Annotated in this window: 25 protein-coding genes, 1 tRNA gene and 1 pseudogene; 13 read left to right on the forward strand and 14 right to left on the reverse strand. The window is 58.7% G+C overall.

Going from position 1 to position 24,110, the window contains the following annotated elements:
* Positions 1-69: 69 nt before the first annotated feature.
* Together mtaB and dapF are read right to left on the reverse strand one after the other, a co-directional pair.
* Positions 70-1,326 carry a tRNA (N(6)-L-threonylcarbamoyladenosine(37)-C(2))-methylthiotransferase MtaB gene (gene mtaB / locus AC2FFP_RS07870; RefSeq protein WP_496844901.1) on the reverse strand — a complete coding sequence of 419 codons (1,257 nt, stop codon included), beginning with the start codon at positions 1,324-1,326 and terminating at the stop codon, positions 70-72.
* On the reverse strand, positions 1,323-2,165 hold the full coding sequence (gene dapF / locus AC2FFP_RS07875; protein ID WP_496844903.1) for a diaminopimelate epimerase: 843 nt from the start codon (positions 2,163-2,165) through the stop codon (positions 1,323-1,325). The genes mtaB and dapF overlap by 4 nt, the downstream gene beginning before the upstream one ends.
* A 211-nt stretch (positions 2,166-2,376) precedes the next feature.
* Here dapF and AC2FFP_RS07880 point away from each other — a divergent pair.
* A tRNA-Lys gene (locus AC2FFP_RS07880) sits at positions 2,377-2,452 on the forward strand.
* A gap of 151 nt (positions 2,453-2,603) precedes the next feature.
* On the opposite strand, the pseudogene AC2FFP_RS07885 reads toward AC2FFP_RS07880, so the two are convergent.
* Positions 2,604-3,119, reverse strand: a pseudogene (locus AC2FFP_RS07885) (RNA 2'-phosphotransferase); the annotation flags it as partial.
* Positions 3,120-3,325: 206 nt separating this feature from the next.
* Between AC2FFP_RS07885 and AC2FFP_RS07890 the strand changes: the two are divergent.
* The 7 genes from AC2FFP_RS07890 to AC2FFP_RS07920 all read left to right on the forward strand — a co-directional run bounded on the left by AC2FFP_RS07890 (position 3,326) and on the right by AC2FFP_RS07920 (position 8,559).
* On the forward strand, positions 3,326-3,481 hold the full coding sequence (locus AC2FFP_RS07890) for a hypothetical protein (protein ID WP_496726473.1): 156 nt from the start codon (positions 3,326-3,328) through the stop codon (positions 3,479-3,481).
* 768 nt (positions 3,482-4,249) lie between these two features.
* Complete coding sequence (locus tag AC2FFP_RS07895; protein WP_496844909.1) at positions 4,250-4,624, forward strand: hypothetical protein; 375 nt, start codon at positions 4,250-4,252, stop codon at positions 4,622-4,624.
* The gene (locus tag AC2FFP_RS07900) at positions 4,621-5,286 is read left to right on the forward strand and encodes a MotA/TolQ/ExbB proton channel family protein (RefSeq protein WP_496844910.1); all 666 of its coding nucleotides are present in this window, start codon (positions 4,621-4,623) and stop codon (positions 5,284-5,286) included. The genes AC2FFP_RS07895 and AC2FFP_RS07900 overlap by 4 nt, the downstream gene beginning before the upstream one ends.
* A complete protein-coding gene (locus tag AC2FFP_RS07905) occupies positions 5,279-5,644 on the forward strand; it encodes an ExbD/TolR family protein (protein WP_496844911.1) in 366 nt (121 codons plus the stop codon). Before AC2FFP_RS07900 ends, AC2FFP_RS07905 begins: the two co-directional genes overlap by 8 nt.
* Entirely contained in the window at positions 5,641-6,018 is a 378-nt protein-coding gene (locus AC2FFP_RS07910; RefSeq protein WP_496880878.1) for an ExbD/TolR family protein, read from the forward strand. The genes AC2FFP_RS07905 and AC2FFP_RS07910 overlap by 4 nt, the downstream gene beginning before the upstream one ends.
* The gene (locus AC2FFP_RS07915; protein ID WP_496844913.1) at positions 6,015-7,151 is read left to right on the forward strand and encodes an energy transducer TonB family protein; all 1,137 of its coding nucleotides are present in this window, start codon (positions 6,015-6,017) and stop codon (positions 7,149-7,151) included. The genes AC2FFP_RS07910 and AC2FFP_RS07915 overlap by 4 nt, the downstream gene beginning before the upstream one ends.
* Before the next feature lie 379 nt (positions 7,152-7,530).
* On the forward strand, positions 7,531-8,559 hold the full coding sequence (locus AC2FFP_RS07920; protein WP_496726467.1) for a porin: 1,029 nt from the start codon (positions 7,531-7,533) through the stop codon (positions 8,557-8,559).
* A gap of 64 nt (positions 8,560-8,623) precedes the next feature.
* Here the strand turns inward: AC2FFP_RS07920 and AC2FFP_RS07925 are convergent, their stop codons facing one another.
* Genes AC2FFP_RS07925 through AC2FFP_RS07945 form a run of 5 tightly spaced genes read right to left on the reverse strand, consistent with a single transcriptional unit; the run spans position 8,624 to position 12,830 of the window.
* Complete coding sequence (locus AC2FFP_RS07925; RefSeq protein ID WP_496765697.1) at positions 8,624-9,166, reverse strand: DUF3833 family protein; 543 nt, start codon at positions 9,164-9,166, stop codon at positions 8,624-8,626.
* On the reverse strand, positions 9,163-9,780 hold the full coding sequence (locus tag AC2FFP_RS07930; protein ID WP_496765695.1) for a DUF3833 domain-containing protein: 618 nt from the start codon (positions 9,778-9,780) through the stop codon (positions 9,163-9,165). The genes AC2FFP_RS07925 and AC2FFP_RS07930 overlap by 4 nt, the downstream gene beginning before the upstream one ends.
* A complete protein-coding gene (locus AC2FFP_RS07935) occupies positions 9,777-11,000 on the reverse strand; it encodes an MFS transporter (RefSeq protein ID WP_496726464.1) in 1,224 nt (407 codons plus the stop codon). Before AC2FFP_RS07935 ends, AC2FFP_RS07930 begins: the two co-directional genes overlap by 4 nt.
* Positions 11,000-11,545: a hypothetical protein gene (locus tag AC2FFP_RS07940; RefSeq protein ID WP_496880879.1), complete on the reverse strand. Its 546-nt coding sequence runs from the start codon at positions 11,543-11,545 to the stop codon at positions 11,000-11,002. Before AC2FFP_RS07940 ends, AC2FFP_RS07935 begins: the two co-directional genes overlap by 1 nt.
* Complete coding sequence (locus AC2FFP_RS07945; protein WP_496880880.1) at positions 11,499-12,830, reverse strand: NAD(P)/FAD-dependent oxidoreductase; 1,332 nt, start codon at positions 12,828-12,830, stop codon at positions 11,499-11,501. Before AC2FFP_RS07945 ends, AC2FFP_RS07940 begins: the two co-directional genes overlap by 47 nt.
* A gap of 226 nt (positions 12,831-13,056) precedes the next feature.
* On the opposite strand from AC2FFP_RS07945, the gene AC2FFP_RS07950 reads away from it, so the two are divergent.
* Complete coding sequence (locus AC2FFP_RS07950) at positions 13,057-13,782, forward strand: SDR family NAD(P)-dependent oxidoreductase (protein WP_496765687.1); 726 nt, start codon at positions 13,057-13,059, stop codon at positions 13,780-13,782.
* Between the two features lie 16 nt (positions 13,783-13,798).
* Here the strand turns inward: AC2FFP_RS07950 and AC2FFP_RS07955 are convergent, their stop codons facing one another.
* Positions 13,799-15,451: a Y-family DNA polymerase gene (locus AC2FFP_RS07955; protein WP_496777187.1), complete on the reverse strand. Its 1,653-nt coding sequence runs from the start codon at positions 15,449-15,451 to the stop codon at positions 13,799-13,801.
* A 61-nt stretch (positions 15,452-15,512) separates the two neighbouring features.
* Complete coding sequence (locus tag AC2FFP_RS07960; RefSeq protein WP_496777189.1) at positions 15,513-15,800, reverse strand: I78 family peptidase inhibitor; 288 nt, start codon at positions 15,798-15,800, stop codon at positions 15,513-15,515.
* A 130-nt stretch (positions 15,801-15,930) separates the two neighbouring features.
* Between AC2FFP_RS07960 and AC2FFP_RS07965 the strand changes: the two genes are divergently transcribed.
* Positions 15,931-17,043, forward strand: coding sequence for an S-(hydroxymethyl)glutathione dehydrogenase/class III alcohol dehydrogenase (locus tag AC2FFP_RS07965; protein WP_496726459.1), 1,113 nt, complete (start codon positions 15,931-15,933; stop codon positions 17,041-17,043).
* 54 nt (positions 17,044-17,097) lie between these two features.
* On the opposite strand, the gene AC2FFP_RS07970 is transcribed toward AC2FFP_RS07965, so the two are convergent.
* The 3 genes from AC2FFP_RS07970 to AC2FFP_RS07980 form a co-directional block, all read right to left on the reverse strand.
* Positions 17,098-18,036, reverse strand: a complete 939-nt coding sequence (locus AC2FFP_RS07970; protein ID WP_496765680.1) for a DMT family transporter — start codon at positions 18,034-18,036, stop codon at positions 17,098-17,100.
* Between the two features lie 148 nt (positions 18,037-18,184).
* The gene (locus AC2FFP_RS07975) at positions 18,185-18,598 is read right to left on the reverse strand and encodes a group III truncated hemoglobin (RefSeq protein WP_496844921.1); all 414 of its coding nucleotides are present in this window, start codon (positions 18,596-18,598) and stop codon (positions 18,185-18,187) included.
* 50 nt (positions 18,599-18,648) lie between these two features.
* Complete coding sequence (locus tag AC2FFP_RS07980; protein ID WP_496880881.1) at positions 18,649-21,567, reverse strand: error-prone DNA polymerase; 2,919 nt, start codon at positions 21,565-21,567, stop codon at positions 18,649-18,651.
* A 109-nt stretch (positions 21,568-21,676) separates the two neighbouring features.
* On the opposite strand from AC2FFP_RS07980, the gene AC2FFP_RS07985 reads away from it, so the two are divergent.
* Positions 21,677-22,141: a DUF1203 domain-containing protein gene (locus AC2FFP_RS07985; RefSeq protein WP_496765670.1), complete on the forward strand. Its 465-nt coding sequence runs from the start codon at positions 21,677-21,679 to the stop codon at positions 22,139-22,141.
* Here AC2FFP_RS07985 and AC2FFP_RS07990 read toward each other — a convergent pair.
* Positions 22,138-23,130, reverse strand: coding sequence for an ABC transporter ATP-binding protein (locus tag AC2FFP_RS07990; RefSeq protein WP_496766091.1), 993 nt, complete (start codon positions 23,128-23,130; stop codon positions 22,138-22,140). The two genes, AC2FFP_RS07985 and AC2FFP_RS07990, sit on opposite strands and share 4 nt — an antisense overlap.
* 87 nt (positions 23,131-23,217) lie before the next feature.
* Between AC2FFP_RS07990 and AC2FFP_RS07995 the strand changes: the two genes are divergently transcribed.
* Both AC2FFP_RS07995 and AC2FFP_RS08000 read left to right on the forward strand, forming a co-directional pair.
* Positions 23,218-23,394 carry a zinc-finger domain-containing protein gene (locus AC2FFP_RS07995; RefSeq protein WP_496765668.1) on the forward strand — a complete coding sequence of 59 codons (177 nt, stop codon included), beginning with the start codon at positions 23,218-23,220 and terminating at the stop codon, positions 23,392-23,394.
* A 13-nt stretch (positions 23,395-23,407) separates the two neighbouring features.
* A complete protein-coding gene (locus AC2FFP_RS08000) occupies positions 23,408-24,070 on the forward strand; it encodes a YrbL family protein (RefSeq protein WP_496880882.1) in 663 nt (220 codons plus the stop codon).
* Positions 24,071-24,110: the final 40 nt, after the last annotated feature.

Raw genomic sequence — 24,110 nt, forward strand, 5'->3', positions numbered from 1 at the left:
ACCCCCGCGCCATCGGCTGCGGGGGTTTTATTTTGTTGCAATCGGTCAGGGCGCCAGATGAAGGAGGGATCAGGCTTGTAGCTGCGTGCCGGTGGCACCTGTGATTGTTGCCGTCACAATCTGCCCTTCGGCCTGCGGTGCCTCAAAATCGACCTCGGTGAATTGTTCGGTGCGGCCCATATGCGGGTTTTCCATCAGGATGTGATGGGTTTTGCCAATTTGGGTCTGCAGGTGTTTTGTGACCTGCGCCTCTCCGGCCGCGCGCAGGCGGGCGGCACGGTCCCTGATGATGTTCCCATTCACCTGCTGCGGTATGCGGGCGGCCGGCGTGCCGTCGCGTTTGGAATAAGGGAACACGTGCAGCCAGGTCAGATCGCAATCCGTCACCAGTTTCAGCGAGTTTTCGAAATGATCATCGGTTTCGGTTGGGAAGCCTGCGATGATATCAGCGCCAAAGGTCATCTCGGGGCGCAGTTTACGGGCTTCTTCAGTAAAGCGGATGGCGTCATCGCGCAGGTGACGTCGTTTCATCCGCTTCAGGATCAGATCGTCGCCGTGCTGCAAGGACAAGTGCAGATGCGGCATCAGGCGAGATTCTGTCGCGATGGCGTGCATCAGATTCTCATCCACTTCGATCGAGTCGATCGAGCTGATCCGCAGGCGTGGCAGATCGGGCACCAGTTTCAGAATGCGCATCACCAGATCACCCAGCTTGGGTTGCGCCGGTAGATCGGCGCCCCACGAGGTCAGATCAACGCCAGTCAGGACGACTTCGTTATAGCCCCGATCCACCAACCGCTTGATCTGATCCACCACAACACCTGCTGGGACGCTGCGCGAGTTTCCACGGCCGTAGGGGATAATGCAGAAAGTGCAGCGATGGTCACAGCCGTTTTGGACCTGAACATAGGCGCGCGAGCGGGTGCCAAAACCGTCGATCAGGTGGCCTGCGGTTTCGGTGACGGACATGATGTCATCGACCTGCACCGTCTCGGTCTGGCCGATAAAGTCCGCCGCCATGCCTTTCCAGGTCTCGGGCTGCATCTTCTCGGTATTGCCAATGACCGCGTCGACCTCATCCATTCGAGCAAAGGTGTCAGGCTCGGTCTGGGCCGCACAGCCTGTCACGATCAGCCGCGCGTCAGGATTTTCCCGCCGTAGCTTACGAATCTCTTGCCGGGCTTTGCGCACCGCTTCTGCCGTGACGGTGCAGGTGTTCACGATCACCGCGTCGGTGAGTCCGGCCTGCGCCGACAGCTCTTTCATCGCCTCGGTCTCATAGGCGTTCAGGCGGCAGCCCAGGGTGGTGAACTTCGGCGCGCTCATGCCAGTGATTCCAAAAATTCCGGTGTCAGTGTGCCCGAGAACACGTGACAAGTGGGCCCGGTCATCCAAACGCCATCGTCGCGCCAGTCGATCCAGATCGTCCCGCCGTCCAGCTCAATTTGTACTTTGCGCCCAGTCAGGCCGCGACGCGCAGCAGCAACGGCCGTGGCGCATGAGGATGATCCCGAAGCCAGGGTGATGCCTACGCCACGCTCCCACACGCGCATGCGGATGTGGTCCGGTGCAATGATCTGCGCAATTTGGACATTGGTACGCTCAGGATAGAGCGGATGGTGCTCGTAACGCGAACCAAACTCGGTCAGAGGGATGGCTTCGGCATCGTCGACAAAAAAGGTGCAATGCGGATTGCCCATCCCGGTGGCCGTCGGCGCTCCCTCGATGGGCAGTTCCAGTGTGTCGACTTCCTCAGACAACGGAACCTCGTTCCAATTTAGTTGGGGGTGCCCCATATTGACCGAGGTCAGGCCGTCTCCGGCGTCCTTGGCGTAAAGAGTGCCGCGTTCTGTCGTCAGTGTCAGGTCGGATCTATCCGATTCCTTCATCAGGAAACGGGCGATGCAACGGGTGGCATTTCCACACGCAGCCGAGGTGGATCCGTCCGAGTTGTAGAACACCAAATGTGCATCCGCTTCGCCGTTCTCGATGACGGCGAGCTGATCGAACCCGACCCCGAATTGACGGTGCCCGATTCCCTGCGCAAGTGCCGGACTAATCCACGCGGCAGACGCGCGCGCGTCCACAATGACAAAGTCATTGCCCAGCCCGTGCATCTTCATGAAGGGCAAACCAGTGTTCTGTAATCCTTGCATGGCGCGCATATAACCCTGCACCCGAAAGGAATCCACCCTGCGACGCAGATTCCTTAAAAAAGGGGGTTGACCCCCCAGCGCCACCTGCCTAATTAGGCCGCCTATCGGGTCGCCGGAAACACTGATTACTCTGGCGATACGAGGTGCAAATAAGGTCTTGAACCCAGTCGGGAAAATGACTTAAAGAGCGCCACGGATCTACAAGATCCAGCAAAAGAGTGGGCCGTTAGCTCAGTTGGTAGAGCAACTGACTTTTAATCAGTGGGTCGCAGGTTCGAATCCTGCACGGCTCACCACTTTTTTCAAATGTGATGTCATTAACGCATAAGAGTGCGTTTGGAATGCATAAGCGTGCAAGTGCCGTGTTTAGCGGTAGATGTCAGCGCAAAGCAGCGCGATCGTTTTGGACAAATTTCATAACAAGCGGGCTCAGTTTTAAGCTTTTTGTCAGGCAGTTTGTCCGAATCCAAGATAGCTTGCCGGCACCTTATCTGTGAGCCAAACACCATTATCTACACAGAAGAACTCAAAGCCATCGTCGAACATTTGCTTAGCTTCGACACGTAGTACAACTGGCTTGCCGTGACGCTGGCCAGCGCGCTCGGCGGTTTCAGGGTTGGTTGAGAGGTGCACTTGACGGCGTCGCCCAGGGTTTAACCCATCGGAGAAAATTGCATCTAAATTTGTGCTGGCGGTTCCGTGGTATAACTCGTCTGGTGGGTGCCGAGGTTCTAAGCCAAGGTCCACATCAACCGAATGGCCCTGTGCTGCCCTAATCCGGGAGCCATCCTCAGACAAAGTGAACTGTCTTTTGTCGCTGCTTTCCACAAGCCGAATGAGCTCGTCGCGGCTTAGCTTGCGGCTTGCCTTTTTCAGCTTCCGCAGCAGCTCATCAACCCGAACCCACCCATGCTTATCAAGCTGAAGACCAATCTCTTCAGGTTTGTGCCTAAGCACCAGGCTTAAAAATTTGCTTTCTCAACTCATACCCAAACTGCAAGTGCGCGCTACCCTTGTTGGTGATTAACACGAACGCAGTCGCCTAGGAATTACATATAAAGCGCTCGTTTGATCCCATGGTAAAACCCGTCGATTTGAGCTTGCTCCAGAACTCAATTTAGCAAAAGCATCTGGGCACCAGTCGCAGTTCGCTCGAATGAGGCGGCCCTTTGCTGCCTTTGATCACGGAGTTGGATCGCCGCGTTGTGGGCGTCGAACCGGCCATTCGCTGTACTCGCGAACCATTCACCGTTTCGGTTGAGCAATATGAAGAGTTCTTCCGTCGCGAAGCTATCTTGGAGACGTGGTTGCGCGATCAAGACTAAGCACTTCCAGAAGTTATGCTGCGACACCTGCTTTCAGCGGGTGTTTTTTTGTCGGCCCGCATGTGTTTCTGCAAGGTTACGAGTTTCGCCTGCACGCATATGGTTGAATAACTGATGGTTCGGGGATCTTCTATATATTATCAGATGGCTAATTTTGCTTCACTTAGATTGGCTGCAAAAATCGCACTCTTATGCGTTACTGACACAAAATTTGGCGCCCTGAAGGTCAATTGACCTCCTGTGACAGTACAGCAACTTTATACAGGGCCAATATCGGAGCCATCGAATGTTTCAGGCTGTGTTCCGATCGAGTATCTCCCCAGCCTTGTTGACCGTGGATTGCTTGGCGAACTTCGCATATTCCCAGTCAAGTCAGTTTTGGTGAAACTGGCGGAAAGATGCATGAGTGGGAATTCAGAAAGGCCGGCAGTTCGGTCTACCCGACGAACCAGGAAAACCGGCTTGTTTAGGCACAGATTTTTGAAAGCCAAAGTATCGTGATTTCAGCTGAACACGGTATGAAATCAAACACCCCTGAGTGGCTGATCACCTCTGCGCTTGCAACCGCACATGAACGCTGGCGTGATCCCTATTCACAAACCCAAAGGTCCCCCTTTCGCCAACCCCTTGCATTGACTATGTGTAGCTGAACGCCAGCGGAGCGTCGCCGGCCCTTGATGTCTGCCTTGAACAATCGGGAGCGCGCCAATGTTCTTTCTCCGTCCGGCACTTGCTGCATTTTGCGCATGCACATTACCTGCAACCGCTATGGCACAGACCGAAGCAACTGCTTCGGGCGGCCTCCAAATCGAGCTGAATTCGGTTCAGGATGTCGAAAACGCATGTCGACTGACGTTTGTGGCGGAAAACCAAACCGGGACAGCCATTGACGAAGCCAGCTTTGAGACGGTGATCTTTGATGCTTCCGGCAGCGTAGTCAGCCTGACGCTCTTCAATTTCCGTGACCTACCGGAAGATCGCCTGCGTGTGCGCCAATTCGTCTTGCGCGACAGAGACTGCAGTTCGATTGGAAAAGCCCTGATCAACGGCACAAACACCTGCAAGGTGGCCGGGGAGGAGAGTTCGATATGTGAAGACAGTCTGAAACTGCAAAGCCGAATAGATGTGGAGTTGATTGGATGAGCCCCTTTGATGCGCTGCGCGAAATCCTTGATCTGGGCGGGCCTGTTGTTGCGATCCTGATCGCGATGTCGGTGGTGACCGTTGCGGTCACGCTTTATAAGCTCTGGCAGTTTGCCGCATCCGGCGTAGGGCGTCACCGAGTGTTGTCCGAGGCGCTGGCGGCTTGGGATGCAGGCGATCCGCAAACCGCCCACGCCCGCCTGGACAGAAGCCGCAGTTATCTTGCCCCCCTGGTACGGGCCGCGATGCAGGCCTCAGATACGCCGGGTTTGGACCAAAGGCTGGATGCCGAGGCCGGTCTGGCGCTTGCGGGGCTTGAGCGCGGCTTCCGACTGATGGACACCGTGGCGCAACTTGCGCCGCTGCTGGGTCTGTTTGGCACCGTCCTAGGGATGATTGAGGCGTTTCGCAGCCTGCAATCCGCCGGGTCGTCGGTCGATCCATCATTGCTTGCCGGTGGTATCTGGGTCGCCCTGCTGACAACGGCTGTGGGGCTTGCCGTGGCAATGCCAACCTCGATGCTGTTGTCCTGGTTCGAAAGCCGCACTGCGCGCGAGCGGGTTTTCGCAGACAAGGCGCTGCGGACAATTCTGGTGCCGGGGCAGGCCGTTCCGCAGGCCGACGATATCCGGGCTGTGGCGACCGCCCCCGGACATGCGTAACACCGCACCCTTCGTACGGCGCCCCATGTCGATGACGCCTCTCATCGACGTGATTTTCCTGCTGTTGCTGTTCTTCATGCTGTCCTCGACCTTTTCCAAATATGGCGAGATCGAACTGAGCAACGCAGTGGGCGGCAGTGCGACCTCGGTCACACCGACCGAGCGGTTGTTCCTGCAGTTGGGGTCAGAGCGGCTGGTGCTGAACGGGCAAACGGTCTCTCTGAGTGATCTGGAAAGGCAACTGGAAGCCGGGCAGGTTCTGGTCAGTTTGGACCCGGATACAACGGCGCAGCGAGTCATCGACGTCCTGGTCCGGCTGCGCGGGCGTGACGGATTAAGCGTTCTGGTGCTGGAATGATCAAGTACAGACGCCCCAAACGCAGACGCGACTCAACGATTGCGCTGATCAACGTCGTCTTCCTGATGCTGATCTTTTTCCTGCTCACCGGCACGCTGGCTCCGCCGCTTGATCCGGATCTTGAGCTCGTGAACACGGCAGACCTAGAAGGGCGCGAGCCTCCTGATGCGCTGATCCTGCACGCCGACGGCTCGCTGAGCTATCGCGGAATTCCAACCGATCCTGAAACGCATATGCGTGACCAAGGGGCCGAGGCCCTGCGCATCGTCCCCGACCGAAATGCGCCGGGCCCGCGTCTGATCGAGGTGACCGGCGCGTTACGCCGTTTGGGCGCGTCATCCGTCTTTGTTGTGACCGAGAAGGCGCTGGAATGATCCGCCGGTCGGTTTTGATTGCGGCGGCAGCCATTCTGGTGTCGCTGTTCCTACACCTGATGGGGCTCAGCGTGACCGGGCAGCGGCTTGCAGAAGACGCGCCAGGCGGCCAAGCACCTGAATCAATCGAACTAAGCACGACATTCGAGGATCTTGCCGAGGTTGCCGCCGAGCCGGTTGAACCCGAACCGGCCGAGTCACCAGAGCCTCCGGTTGAAACACCGCCTGAGGAACCGGAAATCCCGGTCAGTGAGGCGCTTGTCGCGTCGGAAAACCCGCAGGAGGTTTACGCGCCCGATATCGGCGAAGCAGAAGTGGTTCAGCCGACTGCCACGGAACCGGTTGAGCCTGATGTGGCAGAGACCGAAAACACATCCGAAGGCGATGCCGCCGCCAGCGAAAATTTCAATGAAACACCGCCGGTCGAGGCGGAAACAGCAACCGAGGTGCCCGAAGGAATTCCCGAGGCAGAGGTCGTCGAGCCAGAGGTCGCGACCGAAGTCCAGCCCGTATCACCCCAACCGCAAGAGCTGGCGGCGCTGCCGGTCACCCCGTCGCCCGAGGCCGCGATTCCCGTTGTCCCGTTGGAGTCTGAGGCGATTGAGCCGGATGACCCGGTTGAACCGACCGACCAGGATGCGACGGAGGACGTGACAGAACTGGCCGTGACGTCTTCGATCCGGCCGCAGCGCCCCGACCGGCAACCAGCGCCCGAAAGGCGGGGCACACTGAACGGCGCGCGCGACTTCAGCGAGTTGCAGTTCCCGTCAGAGGTGGTTGAATCGCCCCTTTACGCCTACAGGCGCGAAGGTCTGGATGCCTTCACGACTGGCAGCAGTGGCAGCCGCTCGGGCGGGCGTGGCCCCGGCAATTCGGACACCACCAATTATGCGGGTGAAGTCTTAGTCCACCTGAACCGCGCGCCCCCGGTATTTGTTGCTGCCCGGGGATTTGCCAAGGTGTTTTTCGAAATCAATCCCGATGGCACGCTGGCCTGGGTCGATGTCATCGACAGTTCAGGGTCGTCCGATGTTGACCGGGCCGCAAGGGCGCAAGTGCAGGCGGCCTCGCCCTTTCCGCTGCCGCCAGGTGGGGTCAGCCGCAAGTTGTCCTTCTTCTACACCAGCAATTGATTGGCGGGTTTAAGCGCTCCATCCGTCCAAACCAGGGCCAGTTTTGGGCGGGATTTCGCCCGAATCCACCATTTCCGGACATGCCGGTTAACAACTCCGGAAGTCTCATTTGCAAACCTGAACGATTTTTGCCATTTAAAGAGGTATCGCCGCATTTCTGTGATCAAATCTTTGTAATAAAATACGACTGAATACGAAAACACACGTAAATGCTCGGGAAATTGGACTGTCGGCATTTTCTGCATTTGCAAAGATGCAACAAGTGCCCAGTGTGCGCCACGAGAAATGCTGCGAAATCGTTGCGTGTGCTCGGAAATTGTTCGAATAGGCCAACAGTCGCTTTGGCGGCTACACTCCTCTCAAATCTTATGGGTTTACCATGAAAAATCTCCTCATTGCATCGACCGCGTTGATCGCAACCGCAAGCGTTGCTGCCGCGGATGTTAAATTCAGCGGCTACGGCCGTTTTGGTATTGGATATCAGGAAGACCGTACCGGTACTGTTGACAACTTCACCGTTGATCCGGCAACCGGCGCAGTTACCAGCGCCGGCACCGCGACCGTCGACACCGACAACACCATCCTGGTCTCGCGCTTCCGTCTGAACATCGACGGCACCGCAGAAACCGATGGCGGCGTTGAGTTCCAGGCACGTGTTCGTCTGCAGGCTGATGACGATTCCGGCAACGGCGAACAGAACAGCGCAGGCCTGAACGGCGCACGCTTCTCTGTCATCTACGGTGGTCTGCGTGTTGACGCCGGCAACGTTGCGGGTTCTTTCGACAACCTGGCAAACTACTTCGGTAACGAACCGGGCCTGGAAGAGTTCCTAGGTCAGTATTCGGGCGTTGACTACAGCTTCCTGGAGTACACCTCGACCGGTTCGGGTGCGAACGCTGTGTTCTTCCAGTACGCAATTGGCGATTTCGCATTTGGCGCGTCATATGACCAGGCAACTGTTGCTCTGGACGGTGTTCCGCAAGACGCAGACCGTTGGGACATCAGCGCAACCTACACATTCAACAACATCACTGCCGCTCTGGCTTATGGTCAGACCAAGGCGAACGTGAACAGCAGCAGCGAAAAGCAGTCGCTGACCGTTCTGACCCTGGGCGCAGAATTCGGTGACTTCTCGGGTACACTGTTCGTAGCTGACGATGACGTTGTTGATGACGCCGAGAACGGCACCGCATACGGTCTGTCGCTGGCATACGACCTCGGCGCTGCAACCACCCTGCAGTTTGCTTACGGTGACGGTTCCGCTGACAACGATACCCGCAATATCGGTATTGGCGCCATCTACGACCTGGGCGGCGGTGCATCGCTGCGTGGTGGTATCGGCGAAATCAAAACGGGTGACGAGGACGGGCGCATCCGCGCTGACTTCGGTGCGCAGTTCAACTTCTAAGTTGAGCTAAACCACAAAATTTAAGGGCAGGTCTTCGGACCTGCCCTTTTCTTTTGCTGCTAGCTTACTTCTTCTCAAAAAACAGAATGACTTCGCCCAGTCGGACGCCATAACGCGAGACATAGGCTCGGTTCAGCAGACGGTCATCGTCTAGCAGCCACATCCAGTCGTCAAAGTTGACCCGCATGGTGCCTTCTTTGATCGGCAGGTCGATCTTGTATGTCCAGTTGAACGTATCGCCGCGTTCGACACCGCTGGCGGTTCCAAGAACGCCGGGGGCCGTGCCGGTCCAGGTGTCCTCGCCCGTCTTGGTTAGCGTCCAGACACGCTGTTCGGTGGCGCCGTCATCATAGACGAAATCCTCAACCAGGGTCAGGGTTTCACCATCCCACGTTCCGTCGATATCCACCGTAAATCGGCGCGGTACGTTGCCCAGAACATCCTGAAACTGACCATAAGCGACGGTTTTCCCTTCAAAAAACTCTTCAAGGTTCAGCTGCCGGTCTGACAGAAAGGTCTTGGGAATACGCGGTTTGGCAGAACAGGCGGTTAGAACCGCAAGACCGATGACTGCCAGACCAGCGACAATAGCCCGGCGCGAGATCATTGCAGCGGCCTTTGCTCTGCGTCCGCATCATAGCCGTTTGAGCCGGGGACATGAGCGGATTTGACCTCGGGCGCGGGACGCATCGTGGCAATCAATTCAGCGACCTTAATGCCGAACTTGCGCATCTCGGACCGGTTCATGATTATACCGTTTTCGGTCAGGTACATCCAGTCGGTGACGTCCAAAGTGTGCCCACCGGCATCCTCGGGAAGAATAATGCGGTAGGTAAGTTTGACAGTTGTTCCTGAAATTGTTCCATGACCTTCGCCGACGATGTCATCCGCCGTGGCGGTGAACGTATTGCCGGTGCCCAGCGTCAGATACCACTTGCGTGTCATCTGTTTGCCGTTGGAATAGGTGAAATGCTCGGCCAACGTGCCGGTGTTTCCATCCCATTTCCCAACCATACGGGCGACAAAACTGTTCGACATCTTGCCGTTCGGCCCATAGATCAGCCCTTCGGACAGGATCTCTCCGTTCAGTACCTCTTTCATTTTGAATGCAGGCCCAGTGCCGGCGTAGTCGGCCGGTGTTTGCGACCGGAAGCTCAGGAACCGGTTCTTGGCGATAAACAAAGCGAGAGCGGCGAACAGTAAAACAACAAGCGTTTTCATTTGGCTGAGACCTCCGTGGGCAACGTCAGGACCATGCCAAACGCACCAAATTTCAGGATGCAGGGTAGTACCGCATAAGCCAGATTGAGTGTGTCCAGGGCTTGGGCGGTATTCGATTGACCAGGTGTAAAACCGCTGCGTTCCAGCAGGGGCAATGTAAAGAAGGCGGCCAGCGCAAGGCCCAGTTTGCCAGCAAAGGACCAGATACCGAACGCAGCTGACGCATTCAGGCCAGCGCGGGTCAAAACGACCGAGAACATGGCAGGCAGGACCACCATGTCAGCCCCGAGCGCCGCGCCAGAGGCAAGACAAATCAGGGCAAAGCCCAGAAGTTCGCCTGACGGCAACATCGCGGCACCTATGAAGCTGGCAATAGACAGCGGCATTGCAATAATTAGGGTCTGTTTTGGGCCAATGCGATTGCTGAGCTTGGCCCAAAGCGGCACACTGGCCCCGGCGCTGAGGAAGAACAGGATCAGCAAGGGACCCGCCTTGCCCGGAAGTTGCAACCGGTCCTCGACGAAAAATAGAAACAGGGTCGAGGTGATGGCGACCGGCAGGCTGTTGACCAGAGCCAGCGCCAGAAGGCGCAGCGCCCCGGCCTGACCCAATCCGGTGAAAGACAGGCCCGCACCCGTAATCGGTGTCCGCCGCCACATCGGAAAGGTCACCGCGATGGTGACGATCGACAGGACGCCCAGGAACAGGCCAAAGGCTGGATATCCCTGCGCACCGGCCCCGAAAGCCACAAACAGCGCGGGCGCGCTGGCGGCGATGACAACCCCGGCCAGTTGTCCACCTTCACGGAAGGCTGCCAGTGTCATCAACTCTTTCGTGTCCGGTGCCTTAGCCAGTGTTGCGCTGCGCCCATAAAGCAGGATGGTTCCAAGGCTATAGGCCGAGAACAGCAGTATTAGGATCAGGATCAGCGATGTCACGCTTGCGCCTTCTGGAAGAGCAAAGAGCAGCGGGAAGCCCATGGCCAGCCCAATTGCGGCCACAGCGGCGAATGCCAGCTGGCCACCCGGCCAGCGGTCAATCGCCCAGCCAATCAGCGGGTCCTGCACCAGATCCACCAGTCGGATCACCAGCAGAACGGTGCCGATCACGCCTAGGCTGATCCCAAGGTTTACGGCCGCAAAGCGCGGCAGATGTATATAAAGGGGGATACCCGCCGCAGCGAGCATCAGCGCATAGAGGCTGACCCGTGGATACAGCATCATTGCCCCTTCAACTGTCGCGTAAAGCTTGCCGACCTGGTGTTGTCGCCAAGAAAGATCGACATGAATGTCTTTTTGATGCCCGGCCCGGTCAGGTTGCAGGTTTTGCGCCCGTTGAGCCAGAAACCAACCTTGTTCGGCCCATCCGAAACAGCCAGATAAACATCACCTTTGCTGACGGCCTCAAAGCACTGTCCCAGGTTGGCCTGTGTCAGCCCGCTGTTGCCCTGCCGTGTCATTTCATCAAGCGTGGATTCGATTAAAGCCTTCTGCTTGATGTTCTTGCGGTAGGTCAGCTGCAAACCGAAATCCTCACTCCAGCTGAACGGGGCGCCACCGGGCGTAAACAGCTTGGCGTCATAAATCGGCAGGCCCAGATACCGAAACGTTGCCGAGCCGCTCAATTCGGCGCTCGGCAATGCATTCGATACGGTTGAAGCTGCCAGCCCGCTTGGGGCCAGCAAAGTCAATGAAAGAAGAATAGCGCGCCAGAATGGATTACTCTGCCGCAACAGGGATGGCCGGATCTTTTTCCAGAACGCCATTGTCAGCTCCGATGGTTTGCGGGGTGCCATTCAATCGCTCGACAACATGCATCGCGCTGGCAATCCCGTCCTCGTGAAAACCGTGCCGGTTGTATGCGCCGGCAAACCACGTTTTGTTCTGTCCCTGCATCTCGCGAATTTGGCCTTGTGCTTTCAGGGCTGCCTGATCGAATACCGGGTGGGCAAACTCGACCTCGTCATAGATTTTGTCCGCGGGAATATCTGCTGAGACATTGAGGGTCACAAACATCGGATCGCTGTCCGGAATGTTCTGCAACCTGTTCATCCAATAGGTGACGCCGACATTTCCGGCTTGCGACCGATAGGTCCAGCTGGACCAGCAGGCCCGCCTTTTGGGCATCTGGCCCGGGTCGCAATGCAAAACGGCCTTGTTAGGTTGGTATTTGATTGCACCGAGGGCGGCTTTTTCCTCGGGTGTGGCGCTGTCGCCTAGAATGGCCAGTGACTGGTCGGAATGGGTGGCGAGGATGATCTCATCATACAGATCGGCCTGACCTTCGCTATGTACAGTTACGCCCAACTCATTCCGCTGAACGTTCTGAACCGGAGCAGCAACGCGGATTTCACAACCGCGGGCGCGCAGAGAGGCCTCGATGCGGCGGACATATTCGATGCTGCCGCCTTTGACCGTCCACCACTGGTGTTGTTTGGTTCGATCACCGGCCAGCAAAGCATGGTTTTGAAAGAACTGTACCAGCGACCGCGCGGGAAAACGGTCAATGAATTCAACGGGGGTGGACCAGATCGCCCCGCACATGGGCATCAGATAGTTGTGGCGGAACCAGTGGCCCAGTCTCAGTTGATCAATCAGTTCCCCAATTGTGGTGTCATCGTCCTTGGCTGCCCCTGGCGCCTCTTTGCCAAAGCGCAGGATGTCAGAGATCATCTTGTAATAGGCCGGCCGCATCAGGTTACGCTTTTGCGCGGTCAGAGTGCGCAGATTGTTCAGCCCGTATTCGAGGCGACCATTGTCGATCGTCGCGCCAAAGCTCATCTCACTTTGAATGACGGGGACGTTCAGTTCGTCGAACAATTTTGTCAGGTTCGGGTAGGTGGCATAGTTGAACACGATAAACCCGGTGTCGACCGGCTGATCACCGTTCTTGCCCGCCATCACCGTCCGGGCATGACCGCCCAGCCGGGGCTGGGCCTCATAGATCGTTACGTCGTTGTCTTCGGATAAATAGTAAGCGGCGGATAGACCCGAAATGCCTGCACCTACAATTGCGATTTTCTTGCGTGAGCCCCGTGGTTCGTCGAACATGTGATCCCCTTAGTGAGACATTTAAAAAGGATTACGTACTAGTTGCGGGTACGGATCAATCACGTTGGACTTTTTTTGAACGTGCGTTACTTCGTAAAGTCTGCCCGATTTTTGGTGCAGTCACGTGATCCAGCTTTGGTACCTGATCGTAGAATCCCTAACATGTCTTAAAAACACGAAACCAATGTCCGGATCATGTGTTCCCGACAGTGCGGATAGCCCAAGCATGAACAGTTTTGACGGAAAAACTATTTGGATTGTTGGCGCCAGCGAGGGCCTGGGCCGATCCTTGGCTCAGGCGCTAAGCCGTCAGGGGGCACATCTGGTCCTGTCGGCGCGCAATGCGGCACGACTGGCCGAGATCTGCGAAACCCTTCCGAATGCGCGGGCGGTGCCGTTCGACGTGACCGACCTGAAGGCTGTGCGCAGCGCCGTGGCAGAGGTCGGGGGTGTGGATGGTCTGGTTTACAATGCCGGGGCCTATGAGCCGATGAAATCAGCCGATTGGGACACCGATGCTGTTCTGTCGATGACAGACGTGAATTATCTTGGCGCGCTGCGCGTTTTGGGCGAGACGGTGCCCGGGTTTGTGCGCGCGGGTCGGGGTGACATCACGCTGATCGGGTCTTTGTCTGGCTATCGCGGACTTCCGGCTGCGGTTGGGTATGCGGCGAGCAAGGCGGCGCTGGTCTCATTGGCTGAAACGATGCGATTTGATCTGGCGGGCACGGGGGTAACCGTGCGGATCGTCAATCCGGGCTTCATCAAGACCCGGTTGACCGAAAAGAACACTTTCAAGATGCCGATGCTGATGACTCCCGAGGACGCGGCGGACCGGGTGGTCAGGGCGATGTCGCGCCGCCGGTTCCGCACCGATTTCCCGGCACCGTTCTCTTGGGTGATCCGTTTGCTGGGTTACCTGCCGGATTGGCTGATTTACCGCGGAAAATAGACTCTAAACAGGCGTTCTAACCAAACTGCCCGTGACAGAACCAGCCTGCCGACATCGTGCCGCCATGGCCGTAAAACAGCCACAGCCGCTCACCCTGTTCGGTGACAGCCACCCAGTAGTCCCGCACGCCGCTGCGCCAGTTGGGGTCATCCAGCCACCATTCGGGTGCGATCCGTTCCGGGCCGGTGGCCTGGGCCAACTGCCAGTCGCGCCCGCGCCAGCGAAAGGCGGCTGGAACATCCGGGGCTTCAGCGGCCATCACCGGCTCGGGCTGCCACATCTGCAACGGGCGCGGGCGCGGTGGGGCGGGCCAATCGCGGGCGGGTTCTGACCATGCCGCCGCCAAAGTCTGCGCGGTTTTTTCGGGGATATGTGAGGCCGCCGGGTGCCGCCGGGTGATCACGTCCAACCCGACCCGGGCGCCCAGTTTGCCGATCAGGTCATCCACGGCTGTATTGCCCTCAAGCCGATTGCGAGCCACGCGGCGCGCCTCGGCGTGACCGGCCACTGTGCGGGTGTGGATGGGCTCGGTCTGGATCGCCTCAAGCCGCAGCATGTCGATGCCATAGCCTGCGTCGATCTTATCGATTTTCATCTCTAACAAAGGGCGAATGCGGTGTTTGTCGTAAGTGGGCCGAGCCAAACCAACCTCGATGATCTCAGCCGCCTGATCGGCGCGATGCGCCTCAAGCCGCAGGGTGCGGACGCCACGCGCCTTCTCTTCGAGCTTCGCGCACAGCGTGGGCAAGACTCGGTCGATGGCGGCCATAACGTCCTCGATCAGGCCAATCGGATTGGGCAGGGTCATCCGCACCGCAAAGTGATGGGGCGGACGTGCGGGCGAGACCGGCTCGGGGGCGCTGCCCATCGCCTGATCCAATCGCAGAACCAACCCTCGCCCAAATCGCCGCGCCAAACTTGCACGCGGCTGGCCCAGCAGATCGCCGATCCGGCGCAGGCCCAGTCGGTTTAGTTGTGCGACTACCTGATCCTCAAGGCGCAGCGCTGCAATCGGCAGGGGGCTGAGCGCGCCATAAGATTGCCCTGGTGCTGCGATCCGTGCGCCGCCACCCAGGGCCATCACTTGCGGCGCGGCCCCGCCCTTGGTCCAGTGCCGCCGTTTCCCTGCGCGCGCGCGGGTGGCGCGCGCCTCTTGGCTGATGGCGTCGCCGTTGCGATCTGATGTGGCCTCTTGCCCCGCATACCGTGCCAGCGCCCAGGCCGCGCCCAGCGTGTCGGCGATGCCCATCTGCACGCTTAGCCCCATATCTGCACAGTCGGTTTCAATGACGCTCAGTAGTGCCTCTTCCCCGCCGAACAGGTGCGTGCAGCCTGACAGATCGACGACCAGCCCGTCTGGTGCCTCTTCGGCCACCCAGGGGCTGAACTTGCCGGCCCAACGGCGCAGCGCGGTTAGAAACGCAGCCTCAGCCGGGGCGTTGCGGTGTCGCGTGATCAGGGCTGCACACATGGCGTGGGCATCACGCACGGGTTGACCCACACGCAGACCGGCGGCCTGCGCTTCCACGTTCAGCGAGGTAATCACCTGCATGTTTGACTGTTCCGCAACCACGGCCAAAGGGCCAGCATGCAGCCCCCGCGCAGCACGGATCAGCCGTTCAGCCCCCAGACGGGGGAACCACAATGAGAGTATTCGGCGTTTCGGCATCGGCAGACATCAAAATGTTCTCACTTTGTTCTTACTTCAGAATCGTCCGCCGAGTCCACGCTTACCCGCAGGTCAGGCGTTGAATGATCCCCGAGCCGCTCACGAAAACATTCAGCCGGTCGATGCGGTAATCCTGTGTGGCGATGTCATCGGGGCCCAGAACGCGCGAGCGTTCGGGCAGCTGGCCCTGAATGGTCGACACCGGTTGGCCAATGGAATCGGCAAAAGCTTCGCCCTGGCAAAAGGCCAGATCAACCGAGGCGGCGTCCGTCGACGCAGGTGTTGCAACAGGCGCGGTCGTCTCGGCGCAGGCTGCCAGCAGGACCAGAGCGGGAATAAATCGGTGCATTGGCGTTTCTCCTTCTGACAATGTCGTTACTGCAATATCAAACAATTAGCCAACCTGTCACCAAAGCGCAGTTGAAAATGCCCTGCAATTGACGCAGGGTCGGGGCAAATAAGACAGGGAGACAACAACCATGCGTACCCGTGCCGCCGTCGCCGTCCAGGCGGGCAAACCTTTGGAAGTGATGGATGTGAACCTCGAAGGCCCCAAGGCGGGCGAGGTTCTTGTCGAGATCAAAGCCACCGGCCTCTGCCACACCGACGAATTCACCCGATCGGGCGCTGACCCCGAAGGCCTGTTTCCGGCGATTCTGGGCCATGAAGGCGCAGGCGTTGTGGTTGAAGTGGGCCCAGGTGTGACCAGCCTGAAACCGGGTGATCACGTGATCCCGCTCTACACGCCTGAATGTCGTGAGTGCGAATACTGTTTGCACCCCAAGACCAACCTGTGTCAGGCGATCCGCGAAACCCAAGGCCGGGGCTTGATGCCCGACGGAACCTCGCGGTTTTCGACCTTGGATGGCGATCCGATCCTGCACTACATGGGTTGTTCAACCTTCGCGAACCACACGGTTCTGCCGGAAATCGCGCTGGCCAAAGTGCGTGAGGACGCGCCCTTCGACAAGATCTGCTACATCGGTTGTGGCGTCACCACCGGCATCGGTGCCGTCATCAACACTGCCAAGGTTGAGATCGGTAGCCGTGCCATCGTGTTTGGTCTGGGCGGCATCGGCCTGAACGTCATTCAAGGCCTGCGTCTGGCCGGAGCGGACCAGATCGTCGGCGTCGACCTGAACCCGTCAAAGGTCGAAATGGCTACCAAGTTCGGCATGACCGATTTCGTCAACCCGTCCGAGGTTGAAGGCGATCTGGTGCCTTATCTGGTCAACCTAACCAAAGGCGGCGCGGACTACACCTTTGACGCCACCGGCAATGTCGGCGTGATGCGCGCAGCACTGGAGTCGGCACATAAAGGGTGGGGTGAATCGATCATTATCGGCGTGGCGCCGGCTGGGGCCGAAATCTCGACCCGCCCATTCCAGCTGGTCACTGGCCGCTCGTGGCGCGGCACTGCATTTGGTGGCGCGCGGGGCCGGACCGATGTGCCCAAGATTGTCGACTGGTACATGGAGGGCAAGATCGAGATCGACCCGATGATCACTCATACAATGGGTCTGGACGACATCAACCACGGATTCGACCTGATGCACAAAGGCGAAAGCATCCGGTCTGTGGTCCTTTACTAAGGGTCTAAACCTTCGGAAAACGCTATTACGGCGCGCTAAACAGCGCGCCGTTTCTTATTCCCCCGGCCGCGTTGCCCCGGTATCTGACCGAGGTGATCGCACGCGCAGAACCGGGGTGTTGGCCGAGGTGGTGTTGATCCGGCTTTCGCGCCAGACCACATAGACGCCGGATGCGATGATGATGCTGGCGCCCACCGCAACCCAGATATCCGGGCGTTCACCAAAGAAGACCATGCCAAAGATCGTAGCCCAGATGATCTGGCTATACTGGCTGGGGGCAATAACTCCGGCGGGTGCCGCGCGATAGGCCAGAATGATCAGGTGCTGGGCGATGACCGAGAATACGCCTACCAATGCCATCATCGCCAGATGCAGCAAGGATGGCGGTTGATAGACAACGGGTTGTGCAAGGCTCATCACGGCGATTGCCAACAGCATGGGGTACAGGATCAGCACCGCCGAACGTTCTTCATTTCCGATCTTGCGTACCAGCACGGATGCAAAGGCGCTGCAAAAGGCAGCCATCAGGGCGGCCAGATGGCCCAGCGTGATATCCGTTGCGCCTGGACGCAGGACAATCAGAACGCCGATCAAGCCCACGCCCACGGCGGCCCAACGCTGGGCGCGGACCACTTCGCCGAGAATGGGGATCGATAGGACTGTCACGATCAGCGGGAAGGAAAATAGCAGCGAATAAACCTCGGCCAGCGGCAATACGGAAAAGGAGTAAAACGCGCAGGACATTGCGGTGACCATCAAGCCTGACCGCAGCAGCACCAGCCATGGGTGGCGGGGCAGGAAGTTCCCGGTTGTCCGGTCGGTCAGAATCGTGACGGCCATGGGCACAAAGGAAAACAGCGTGGCAAAAAAGATGATCTGCATCACCGAGTAGACGCCGCCGAGCGCCTTGATCAGCGCGTCATGGCTGGCAAAGACCGCAAAGCCCAAAAACGCATAGCCGAGTCCCCGGAGGGTGGAGTTCTGAGTGCTCATCTTTGTGGCCCCGGGTGATGTCTCGGTGTTGTGACTGTGCCATCACACCGCGTATGTTGCGGGTGGCTTGCCTTTGAGTAAACCCATTTTGGCTGCGCGCATAGTCCTTAATTTACCGCTAACATTGCATGGCTGCTATGCCGCGAGATCATCGCAGGATCGGGGGAGCGTCCTTGGGTTGGCGAGCGGACTGAACACCGGCCTTCATTCCCACACCAATGCGGCGCGCCAGCGCGACCCACGGTGTTGCGGTTTCAGAGGGCAGCGTCTGGGTTGCGACCTCTTCGAACAGGTCCAGCCAATGGGCGAAGAACTCGGGCTTTACGTCGGGACGTTCAATATGAACCCGCTGCGGATTGCCGTCATAACTGCGCTCGAACAAAATCGCGTTGCGCCAGAAGGCGGCGATCTTTTCCTCATGGGCGGGCCAGTCGTGGACATGTTTGTTGAAGACCGGTCCCAGTGTCGCATCCTCACGCACGCGGGCGTAAAAGGCGCGGACCTGAGCGTTGATCTGATCTGGCGTCGCGGGAAAGCGTGGGGGCAGGGTGGGTCTGGTCATTGGGATGGTCCGATTTCGACTCTGTTCAGGGGCAATATCCCGTTCTGCGGTCATGCGACAGGCGTGGTTTTGTCGCGCGGGTCCGGTGTCAGAATATGCCGCAGCAGGGCGACGGGATGCGCCCGTAGGCTGAGGCGGGTGGCGACGTAGTCCTCGACCACCTGCTCGCCCAAGGTCATTTTCGGCAGGTAGGCCTCGGGTTCATCCAGCGCCTCCCCTTCCAGATCTTGCGAGAACAGCGGCAGGGGTTTGGCTGTGGCGATCGCTTTGGCCTGCCACAATGCCTCGCGCCGTGTCAGGTCGCAGGCGGCGAAGGCATCCGCCTCGGCCAGCCGTTCGATGACCGATGGTCCCAAACCGGCACGGCGCCAGACATCGTCGACCTGATGGTAGCCATTGCCGCGCGCGGCTGTCAGCCAGCTGGCATCTTCCTCGCTGAGGCCCTTGATCTGGCGGAAGCCCAGCCGCAGCGCCAGCCCGCCCTGACCGTCAGGTTCCATCACATTGTCCCAAAAGCTGGCATTGATGCAGACCGGGCGCACTTGAACCTCATGCTCGCGCGCATCGCGGACGATCTGGGCGGGGGCATAGAATCCCATTGGCTGCGAATTCAGCAGGGCGCAGGCGAATATCCCCGGATGATGGCATTTGATCCAGGCCGAGGCATAGACCAGCAGCGCAAAGCTGGCCGCGTGGCTTTCTGGGAAACCGTAAGAGCCGAAGCCTTCGATCTGGAAAAAACAGCGTTCGGCGAAGTCCTGTTCATACCCGTTGCGTTTCATCCCGCGCAGGAACAGCGCGCGGAATTCGCTGACATTGCCGTGCTTCTTGAAGGTTGCCAGAGACCGGCGTAGCCGGTCGGCCTGTTCCGGGGTAAAGCCTGCGCCGACAATGGCGATCTGCATGGCCTGTTCCTGAAACAGCGGCACGCCCAGCGTTTTGCCCAGCACCTCGCCCAACTCGTCCGAGGGGAAGCTGACCTCCTCCTCTCCGTTCCGGCGGCGGATATAAGGGTGGACCATGTCGCCCTGAATGGGGCCGGGGCGGATGATGGCGACCTCAATCACCAGATCATAGAAATTGCGGGGCCGCATCCGGGGAAGGAAGTTCATCTGTGCACGTGATTCCACCTGAAACACGCCAATCGAGTCCGCCTTGCACAGCATGTCGTAGACGACAGGGTCCTCGGGCGGCAGGGTGGCGAGTGTATAGCTGGTCTGATGGTGCTGACCGATCAGATCAAAGGCCTTGCGAATGCAGGTCAGCATCCCGAGGCTGAGGACATCGACCTTGAGGATGCCCAGCGTGTCGATATCGTCCTTGTCCCAGCAGATGACCGTGCGGTCCTCCATCGTGGCGTTCTCGATAGGAACAAGCTCGTCCAGACGCCCCTCGGTGATGATGAAGCCGCCGACATGCTGAGACAGGTGACGGGGGAACCCGTCGATCTCATATACCAGCATTAGAGTCTGTTTTAGACGGCGATCTTCGGGGTCGAGGCCAATCTCGCGCATCCGTTCCGCCTCAAGCCCCGCAGCGGAGAAGAAGCCCCAAAGCTGAGATGAGAGCGCTGAGATCGTATCTTCGGTCAGGCCCATCGCGCGGCCAACCTCGCGGATGGCGCGTTTGCCGCGATAATGCACGACCGTTGCGCAAAGGCCGGCGCGATGGCGGCCATAGCGGTCATAGATGTGCTGGATCACCTCTTCGCGGCGCTCATGTTCGAAATCGACGTCGATATCGGGGGGCTCATCCCGCGCCTCGGAGACAAAGCGTTCGAAGACCATCGTGCCCATCTCAGGGCTGACCTCGGTGATGCCGAGGCAGAAACAGACCACCGAATTGGCCGCCGAGCCGCGTCCCTGGCAGAGGATGTCGCGCGAGCGGGCGAAATGAACGATATCGCGGACTGTCAGAAAGTAGGGTTCGTATTTCAGCTTGCCGATCAGGGCGAGCTCATGCGCCAGCATCTTTTTCGCCTTCTCGGACGCGCCTGCCGGATAGCGCCATTGCAACCCTTCATGCGCCAGACGATGCAGGCGTTGGGTCGGGGTTTCCTGCTCGCTGCCCTCGCTGGGGTACTCATAACGCAGCTCGTCCAGCGAGAATGTGAGCTGTTCGCTGAGTTCATGCGCGCGGGCAACGGCCCCCTCATAACCTTTGAAGATGCGCAGCATCTCGGCCTCGGACCGCAGGCGTTGTTCGCCATTGGCCAGCGCCTCGCGGCCCAACTCATCGACCTTGCGGCGCAGGCGGATGGCGGTCAGCACATCACCCAGTTTGCGGCGCGTGCCGTGATGCATCATCGGCGTGGCGCTGGCGAGTGTGGGGAGGCCGAGTTGCTTTGATTCAGTCTCTAATAAAGAGAAATATACGCCATCTGCGCCGTCATACCGGGGGTGCATCAACAGATGCATCCGCCCGGCAAAGCGGCGCGTCAGCTGTTGCGCTTGTGTCCGCCAGCCGCCCGCGCCGCCCGGAGACCGGGCCGTTTGTGGCCACAGCAGCAGGTGGAGACCGTCTGAGAACTCCAAAAGGTCGGACAGGTGCAGGATGCAGTTGCCCTTTTCGGCGCGCAGCCGTCCCTTGGAGAGGATGCGGCACAGATTGGCCCAGCCCTGTCGGTTCAGGGGCAGCGCGGTAACCGTGGGTGCGTCGGTAAAGATCAGCCGTGCCGCCGGTATCAGGCGGGGCACCGCGTGGATCGGGTACGAGGGCGGTTTGGGGATGTGATCGGGGCAGGGTGGGCCTATGGAGGTGTTCTGCACCTCCCACTCCAGCCGTTCGCGCACCTTGCGGGTGATCTCGCGCGCCTGCGTATGGGCGCGGACGATCCCAGCGACCGAGTTGTCATCAGCGATGGCGATGGCGGGCAGGCCCAGGGTGACGGCACGCTCCATATACTCCTCGGGGTGAGAGGCCCCGGTGAGGAAGGTGAAGTTGGACGTGATCGACAGCTCGGCATACATGACGATTCCGTATTATATTCACGTTTTGTTCTTTTTCGAGTCCTTTGCGCAGGAAACGGGTCGATTGGGTTTGGTCCGATGGGCAATGTCGGGAAAAAGGAGACCTGAAATGTTCAAAATCACCGCATTGCCCACCGACGACGTACGCGCCCTTCAGGCCGGTCACCCGGATTCCTATGGCGCAACGCCAGAACGGACCGTTTCAACGGGTGCCGGTAACCCGTGTCGCCATTGTTTGCAGAACATTCCCGAGGGCGAAGAAATGCTGATCTTGGCCCACAGGCCATTTTTAGAGACACATCCATATGCGGAAACCGGGCCAATCTTTCTGTGTGCTGCACCCTGTGAGCGATACGAGGGGCAAGACCTGCCCGAGATCCTGACCTCGTCGCCCGATTACCTAATTAAGGGCTATGGCACAGATGACCGCATCGCCTATGGCACCGGGGCGATCACGCCCACGGATCAGATCGGTGCAAAAGTCAGAGATATCTTTGCCCGACCAGATGTGGCCTATATCCACGTCCGATCTGCGCGAAACAACTGCTATCAGGCCCGAATCGACCGAGACTAAAGCTTGACCCTATGCATCCCCCGGTGCGGCTGATCCGGATCAACCGCCGGGGTGTCCCCTGTGCGGCTGGACGTCAAGGCGAGGAACACATCCTCTAGATCAGCCTCTTCAGTGCGGACATCGCGAATGCGGATATTGGCTGCGCGGACGGATTCCAGAACTTGCTCGGCGTTGGTTTGGGCGCTGCGATATTGCAGAACAAGGTTACCATCGTCGCGCAAGGCGGCCTCGACCCCTTCGGTTGCGGGTAGATCGATGACCGGGCTGTCGGGCACGATGACCATGGTACGGCTGTCCATTCGGCCCAGCAGGTTGGCGGTGCTGTCCTGCGCGATTTTCTCACCGTGGTTGATGATGGCAATCTCGTCACACATTTCCTGCGCTTCTTCCAGGTAATGGGTGGTCAGGATGATGGTCATGCCCTGTTCGTTCAGCTTGCGCACATTTGTCCAGAGCATCTGGCGCAGTTCGATATCCACACCTGCCGTCGGTTCATCCAGCACCAGGATCTTGGGGTGATGCACCAGCGCCTTGGCCAGCAGCAACCGCCGCCGCATGCCACCCGACAGCGTGCGGGCATAGGCTTCGGCCTTGTCGCTGAGACCGACCAGTTCAAGTATCTCATCGCTGCGGCGTTGGGCCTTGGGTACGCCGTACAAACCGGCCTGCACCTCCAACGCGCCGCGGGGGGTGAAAAACGGGTCAAGGTTCAGCTCTTGGGGCATCACGCCAATCGCGGCGCGGGACTGGCGCGGGTTGCGGTCCTGATCGTACCCCCAAATCGACACTGTACCCGCAGATTTCACCACCAGACCGGCCAGAATGTTGATCAGGGTCGATTTACCGGCCCCGTTCGGACCCAGCAGGCCAAACACCGACCCCCGTGGAATGCTCAGGTCAATGCCCTTCAGTGCCTGTTTCTCGGGCTGGCTCTTGCCACCCCGATAGGTCTTGCGCAGTCCATCGATCCTGATTGCCGCATCGGTCATGAGACCCTTGCCCCCGGTTTGCTCATCGCTCATAAACGCACCTAATGCATGCCCGCGAGGCCGACAACCAATGAAGGATCGCCAGCCGTGACACTTGATGCACCGGAAACCAAGATCGTCGAAACCGCACGTGTTGCCTGTGACGGCGGCGAAGGCGCATTGGGCCATCCGCGCGTTTGGTTGCAGATCCCCGAAGATTCGGGCTGGGTCGAGTGCCCGTATTGCGATTGTAAATACGTACTGTCGGAGCACGACGCGCAATAAATTCGGGGGCCGGATGCTTTTTGCAGTGCAGCTTTTGCGGGTGTCCGATCAGGACCCGATTGCCAGTGGCGGACATCGAGACGTGTATGCCTGTCCAGGGCAATCGAACTTATTGATAAAGGTGACGCGCCCGCGCAAACGGCCCAACCGATCTTTTTCAAAACGGCTGATCCGGCGGCTTCTGCCCGATTCTGTTTTTCGCAATGCGCTGAAGGAAATCGAGGGTGAGATGAAGGCGGCGTTGAAAAGCGGCACCGACATCGAGCACCTGCCCTTGGCGCGATGTTTTGGCATAGCGCAAACCGACATTGGCCCGGCGATAATTGTGGAACGGATCGAATCCGATGACGGACAGCTCGCACACCCCCTTGCGAAGCTGTGCGAGGATGGAGCGCTGAGTGAAGATGTTCTGAATGAATTGAACAGCTTTGCCAAAAAACTGTTTAAGCTTCAAATTGTTGCCCGCGATATTCACGAGTCCAACATTGTCTACGGGCTGCGCAATCAAACCCGGATGTTTCTGTTGATCGATGGTTACGGAGAGCGCAATCTAATTCCATTGCGTACATTGAGCCGCAGGTTGAACAACCGGTCGCTGCACAAGCAGATGAACGGCATCGCCGAGCGTGTGGGGCTGATCTGGGACAGAACCGGGCAGGAATTCCGCGTCGCGTGATTGACGGCCTGCGTTGACGTTCCGGAACAGTTTTCCGGCC

The sequence above is a fragment of the Ruegeria sp. YTSC004 genome, from assembly GCF_059609805.1.

Bases quoted from the DNA above. Each gene is read 5' to 3' on its own strand.
- mtaB (WP_496844901.1), bottom strand. From the start codon at position 1,326: ATGAGCGCGCCGAAGTTCACCACCCTGGGCTGCCGCCTGAACGCCTAT.
- dapF (WP_496844903.1), bottom strand. From the start codon at position 2,165: ATGCGCGCCATGCAAGGATTACAGAACACTGGTTTGCCCTTCATGAAG.
- AC2FFP_RS07895 (WP_496844909.1), top strand. From the start codon at position 4,250: ATGGCACAGACCGAAGCAACTGCTTCGGGCGGCCTCCAAATCGAGCTG.
- AC2FFP_RS07900 (WP_496844910.1), top strand. From the start codon at position 4,621: ATGAGCCCCTTTGATGCGCTGCGCGAAATCCTTGATCTGGGCGGGCCT.
- AC2FFP_RS07905 (WP_496844911.1), top strand. From the start codon at position 5,279: ATGCGTAACACCGCACCCTTCGTACGGCGCCCCATGTCGATGACGCCT.
- AC2FFP_RS07910 (WP_496880878.1), top strand. From the start codon at position 5,641: ATGATCAAGTACAGACGCCCCAAACGCAGACGCGACTCAACGATTGCG.
- AC2FFP_RS07915 (WP_496844913.1), top strand. From the start codon at position 6,015: ATGATCCGCCGGTCGGTTTTGATTGCGGCGGCAGCCATTCTGGTGTCG.
- AC2FFP_RS07920 (WP_496726467.1), top strand. From the start codon at position 7,531: ATGAAAAATCTCCTCATTGCATCGACCGCGTTGATCGCAACCGCAAGC.
- AC2FFP_RS07925 (WP_496765697.1), bottom strand. From the start codon at position 9,166: ATGATCTCGCGCCGGGCTATTGTCGCTGGTCTGGCAGTCATCGGTCTT.
- AC2FFP_RS07930 (WP_496765695.1), bottom strand. From the start codon at position 9,780: ATGAAAACGCTTGTTGTTTTACTGTTCGCCGCTCTCGCTTTGTTTATC.
- AC2FFP_RS07935 (WP_496726464.1), bottom strand. From the start codon at position 11,000: ATGCTGTATCCACGGGTCAGCCTCTATGCGCTGATGCTCGCTGCGGCG.
- AC2FFP_RS07940 (WP_496880879.1), bottom strand. From the start codon at position 11,545: ATGGCGTTCTGGAAAAAGATCCGGCCATCCCTGTTGCGGCAGAGTAAT.
- AC2FFP_RS07945 (WP_496880880.1), bottom strand. From the start codon at position 12,830: ATGTTCGACGAACCACGGGGCTCACGCAAGAAAATCGCAATTGTAGGT.
- AC2FFP_RS07950 (WP_496765687.1), top strand. From the start codon at position 13,057: ATGAACAGTTTTGACGGAAAAACTATTTGGATTGTTGGCGCCAGCGAG.
- AC2FFP_RS07955 (WP_496777187.1), bottom strand. From the start codon at position 15,451: ATGCCGAAACGCCGAATACTCTCATTGTGGTTCCCCCGTCTGGGGGCT.
- AC2FFP_RS07960 (WP_496777189.1), bottom strand. From the start codon at position 15,800: ATGCACCGATTTATTCCCGCTCTGGTCCTGCTGGCAGCCTGCGCCGAG.
- AC2FFP_RS07965 (WP_496726459.1), top strand. From the start codon at position 15,931: ATGCGTACCCGTGCCGCCGTCGCCGTCCAGGCGGGCAAACCTTTGGAA.
- AC2FFP_RS07970 (WP_496765680.1), bottom strand. From the start codon at position 18,036: ATGAGCACTCAGAACTCCACCCTCCGGGGACTCGGCTATGCGTTTTTG.
- AC2FFP_RS07975 (WP_496844921.1), bottom strand. From the start codon at position 18,598: ATGACCAGACCCACCCTGCCCCCACGCTTTCCCGCGACGCCAGATCAG.
- AC2FFP_RS07980 (WP_496880881.1), bottom strand. From the start codon at position 21,567: ATGTATGCCGAGCTGTCGATCACGTCCAACTTCACCTTCCTCACCGGG.
- AC2FFP_RS07985 (WP_496765670.1), top strand. From the start codon at position 21,677: ATGTTCAAAATCACCGCATTGCCCACCGACGACGTACGCGCCCTTCAG.
- AC2FFP_RS07990 (WP_496766091.1), bottom strand. From the start codon at position 23,130: ATGACCGATGCGGCAATCAGGATCGATGGACTGCGCAAGACCTATCGG.
- AC2FFP_RS08000 (WP_496880882.1), top strand. From the start codon at position 23,408: ATGCTTTTTGCAGTGCAGCTTTTGCGGGTGTCCGATCAGGACCCGATT.